Consider the following 5,179-nt stretch of genomic DNA (forward strand, 5'->3'; position numbering starts at 1 on the left):
GCCGTCGCGGAGTTGGAGCGTCGTCTGTCGGTGGCGGGGTTGATGCGGTGGCGGCTGGAGGGGACGGACTTCGCCGCCCACTCGGCGCAGGTCGACCGGTTGCGGGATGAGTTGCTGGCCGAGCTGGAGGGTGTGGAGCCACGCTCGGTCGAGGTACCTTTCCTGTCCACGGTCACCGGGGACTGGGTGGACGGCGCCGAGCTGGACGGCGGCTACTGGTACCGCAACCTGCGCCAGCCCGTCAGGTTCCAGACCGCTGTACGGGCGGTGCTCGACCAGGGTTGCGACGTGCTGGTCGAGGTCGGTCCGCACCCGGTACTGCTGCCTTGGATCCAGGAGACCATCGACGAACGGCACGCCGACGCCGTCGCCCTGGCCACGATCCGCCGCGACGACGGTGGGCTCGACCGCTACACGAACTCCCTCGCACAGGCCTACGTGCACGGTGTCCGTGTCGGCTGGCAGACCTCCTTCGCGAACACCGCGGCCGCATTCGTCGAGCTGCCGACATACCCCTTCGCAGGGCAGCGCTACTGGCCGGAGGCGGGCGCCTCGACCGGCGACGTCTCCGCCGCCGGGCTGGACGGCGCCGACCATCCGCTGATCGGCGCCACCGTCGAGCTCGCCGCCGGCACGGGAGTCCTCCTGACCAGCAGGTTCTCGCTATCCACCCATCCGTGGCTCGCGGACCACGCCGTCAATGGCGAGACGATCGTGCCAGGCGCCGTCCTGGTCGAGCTCGCCATCCAGGCCGGCGCCCTGACCGGCTGCGACCACGTGGACGAACTGACCGTGCACGCGCCGCTGATCCTGCCGCGTGACGCCGCGCTCAACGTGCAGGTCCGCGCCCAAGCCGCCGACGAAGGCGGCTACACTCTCGGTGTCCACTCGCGGCCGGTGGACGGCGCCGTCGGCATGCCGTGGACCAGCCACGCCACCGGCAGGCTGACCACCGACACGCGGCAGGCCACGCCGATGCCCGAACAGTGGCCGCCCCGAGACGCCGAAACGGTGGACATCAGCGACCTGTACACCCGCCTGGCCGACGCCGGCTACCAGTACGGTCCGGCGTTCCGAGGGCTGGCGGCGGCATGGCGTCGCGGCGACGACATCTTCGCCGAGGTCCGGCTGGCCGAGGGGCAACACGCCGACGCCGCGCGGACCGGGTTGCATCCCGCATTGCTCGACGCCGCCCTGCACACCATGATGCTGCTGGAGACCGGCGACGACCGGCTCCGGCTCCCGTTCTCCTGGAACGGGGTGAGCCTGCACGCGTCCGGGGCCACGGCGCTGCGGGTGTGGCTGTCCAGGACGGCGGGCGACGCGGTGCGGTTGACGACGGCGGACCCCGCCGGCCATCCCGTCGCCGAGATACGGTCACTCATGCTCGGTGAGGTGGCCGCCGACGACCTGCGGGGCGGCTACGACCACTCGCTGTACCACCTCGACTGGATACCCGCGCCCGCGTCCGACGCCCGCCCGGGCATCGCGGTGCTCGGGACGGACACGCTCGGTTTGTCGGAAGCGGAACCGGACGTCGTGGTGTGGGCGGACCTCGACGACGTCGACGGCGCGGTCCCGGACGTGGTCGTCGCCCACCTCCCCCCGAGCCACGCGGCCGATGTGCCCGCCGCGGTGCGTGCGGCCTTGCAGCGGACGCTGGACCTGGTGCGCCGGTGGCTCGCCGACGAGCGGTTCACGGCCGCGCGACTGGCGATCGTCACCACCGTCGCCGTCGCCGCCGGCACGGGCGACGGGGTGGACGACCTCGGCAACGCCCCGGTGTGGGGACTGGTGCGCTCGGCCCAGTCGGAGCACCCCGGCCGGCTCGTCCTCGTCGACCTCGACAACACACCGGAATCGCTCGGCGCCCTGCGCGCCGCTCTGGCGACCGGGGAGCACCAGGTCGCCGTCCGGGCCGGCGCGGTCACCTGCCCGCGGCTGGCCAGGGTCAACGCACGCGACTCGCTGGTGCCGCCGCCCCGCGCACGGACGTGGCAGCTGGACAGCGTCGGCGGGGAAACGCTCGACGAACTCGCCATCGTCGCCGGCCCCGACACGGACGAGCCGCTGCCCGCCGGCCACGTCCGCATCGCGGTGCGGGCGGCGGGGGTGAACTTCCGCGACGTCATCGTCGGCCTCGGCGTGCTGCCGGACCAGCAGCACATCGGGTCGGAGGCCGCGGGCCTGGTGCTCGAAACCGGCCCGGGCGTGACGGGCATCGCGGTGGGCGACCGCGTGATGGGCGTGTGCTACCAGGCATTCGGTCACGTCGCCGTCGCCGACCACCGCTGGCTCGTGCCCATCCCGGAAGGCTGGTCCGACGAGCAGGCCGCGGCGGTGCCGATCGCCTACCTGACCGCGTACTACGGGCTGGTGGACCTCGCCGGGCTCCAGCCCGGTGAGTCCGTGCTCGTGCACGCCGCGGCCGGCGGCGTCGGCACGGCCGCGGTCCGGATCGCCCAGCACCTGGGCGCCGAGGTGTTCGGCACGGCCAGCCCCGAGAAGTGGGACACCCTGCGGGCCCACGGGCTGGCCGAGGACCACATCGCCGGCTCGCGGACACTTGAGTTCGAGGCACGATTCCTGGCCACGACCGGCGGTGCCGGCATGGACGTCGTGCTGGACAGCCTCGCCGGGGACTTCGTCGACGCGGGCCTGCGACTCCTCCCACGCGGCGGCCGGTTCCTGGAGATGGGCAAGACCGACAAGCGAGACGCGGATCAGGTCGCCGCCGCCCATCCGGGGGTCATCTACCAGGTCTACGACCTCATGGAGGCCGCGCCGGAGCGCATGCACGAGATGCTGGTCGAGATCGTCGCCCTGCTGGAGACGGGTGCGCTCGAACCGCTGCCGCTGACCGTCTACGACGTGCGCAGGGCACCGGCCGCGCTCCGCGCGCTCAGCCAGGCGCGCCTCGTCGGCAAGGCGGTGCTGACCCTCCCCCGGCCGCTCGACCCGGACGGGACCGCGCTGATCACCGGCGCCACCGGCACCCTGGGCGGGCTGCTGGCCCGTCACCTGGCGAGCACGTACGGCCTGCGGAACCTGGTGCTCACCAGCCGGGCCGGTATGGCCGCACCCGGCGCCGAGGAACTGCTGGCGGAGCTGACCGAGCTCGGCGCGAACGCGACCGTCGTCTCCTGCGACGTGGCGGACCGCGACGCCCTCGCCCGGGTGCTGGCCGGCGTGCCGGAGGAGCATCCCCTCACCGCTGTGGTGCACGCCGCCGGAGTCCTCGACGACGGCCTGATCGAGTCGCTGAGCGATGAGCAGCTAGACCGGGTGCTCCAGCCCAAGGTCGACGGCGCGGTCAACCTCCACGAGCTGACCGAGGGCATGCCGCTGTCGGCGTTCGTGCTGTTCTCCTCCGCGGCCGCCACGTTCGGCGGCGCCGGCCAGGCGAACTACGCGGCGGCCAACGCCTTCCTCGACGCGCTGGCGCACCACCGCAGGGCACGGGGACTGCCCGCGTCCTCAATGGCGTGGGGTTTCTGGGCGCAGCGCAGCGCCATGACCACGCACCTCGGCGACGTCGAGGTCAGGCGCATGGCGCGGTCCGGCATGGCGCCGTTGGACAACGAGCGAGGACTGGCATTGTTCGACCTCGCCGGCGTTGTCGACCTCGCGATGACCGTGCCGACCAGGCTGACCCCGGATGTGCTGCGCGCCGACTCGGTATCCCCGCTGCTCCGCGGGCTGGTCAAGGGCGGCGCCCGCCGCCTGGCACAGGCGGCGGGGCAGGGTGGTGACGGGCAGGCGCTGGCCGACCGGTTGGCCGGGATGGCGCCGGCCGAACGCGACCGGCTGCTCCTCGACATCGTTCGGTCGAACGCCGCCGTCGTCCTCGGCCACGGGGCGTCCGACGAGGTCGACGCGGGACGAGCGTTCAAGGAACTGGGCATCGACTCGTTGACGGCGGTCGAGCTGCGCAACCGGTTGACGGGCGCGACCGGACTGCGGCTGCCGACCACCCTCGTGTTCGATCATCCGACACCGCTGGCGTTGGCCCGATTCCTTGGGACCGAGCTGGTGCCAGAGGGACTCGGCGGGGTCGACTCGGTGCTGGCCGAGCTGACGCGGCTCGGTGACGCCATCACCGCCCTGGATCCGGGCCTCGACGAACGGGGACGGATCACCGGCCTGCTCCGGGAGCTGGTGTCGCGGTGGCAGGACTCGTCCGGGTCGCCCGACGAGGACCTCGGCGCGGCGACGAACGAAGAACTCTTCGACCTGGTCGACCGGGGTTTCCCGCTCTCGTGACCCACCCGGTTCGCAACTGTTGACGCCTGAGGAGCTGATGCGCGGATGTCCGAAGAGGCCAAGCTTCGCGAGTACCTGCAACGTGCAATAGCCGACAGCCGCCGAGCGCACGCGCGGCTGGCCGAAGTGGAGCAGCGAGCCCGCGAACCGATCGCGATCCTGGGCATGGCGTGCCGCTACCCGCACGGTATCGACTCGCCCGCCGAACTGTGGGCGGCGGTCAGCGCCGGCGCCGACCTGATCGGGGAATTCCCGGCCGACCGTGGCTGGGACCTCGGCGCGCTGTTCGACCCCGATCCGGCCCGGCCCGGCACGTCCTACACCCGCGAAGGCGGCTTTCTGATCGCGCCAGGCGCCTTCGACTCCGCCTTCTTCGGAATCTCGCCCCGTGAAGCGGTCGCGATGGACCCCCAACAGCGGCTGTTGCTGGAGACGGCGTGGGAGGCGGTCGAACGGGCGGAGATCGACCCGCGTTCCCTGCACGGCGGCCGGACCGGTGTGTTCATCGGAGGGACGTCGCAGGAGTACGTGGGCGTGCTCACCGCCGCGGACCATGACAGCGAGGGCCACATGCTGACCGGCACGGCGAGCAGTGTCATGTCAGGGCGGATCGCCTACGTGCTCGGTCTTGAAGGCCCGGCGGTGACCGTGGACACCGCCTGCTCTTCGTCCCTGGTGGCCGTGCACCTGGCGGCCCAGTCGCTGCGCAACGGCGAGTGCGGGCTGGCGCTCGCGGGTGGGGTTTCGGTCATGGTCACCCCGGGGCCGTTCATCGAGTTCTCCCGGCAACGCGGTCTGGCTCCCGACGGTCGGTGCAAGTCGTTCGCGGCCGCGGCGGATGGGACGGGTTGGGGGGAGGGTGTCGGTGTTCTTCTGCTGGAGCGGTTGTCGGATGCGCGGCGTAACGGGCATCGGG

At 72.4% G+C, this 5,179-nt stretch carries 2 protein-coding genes; both read left to right on the forward strand.

Translation table 11 applies throughout. The features are described 5' to 3' along the window. Positions 1-4,263: SDR family NAD(P)-dependent oxidoreductase (locus ACFO60_RS40585; protein ID WP_380852817.1), on the forward strand; the 4,263-nt coding region annotated here is incomplete at its 5' end. Positions 4,264-4,308: 45 nt separating this feature from the next. Further along, the coding region (locus ACFO60_RS40590; protein ID WP_380852820.1) for a beta-ketoacyl synthase N-terminal-like domain-containing protein at positions 4,309-5,179 on the forward strand (871 nt) is incomplete at its 3' end.

Origin of the sequence: Sphaerisporangium dianthi, from assembly GCF_042654065.1 — a bacterium.
GTDB classification, from domain to species: domain Bacteria; phylum Actinomycetota; class Actinomycetes; order Streptosporangiales; family Streptosporangiaceae; genus Sphaerisporangium; species Sphaerisporangium dianthi.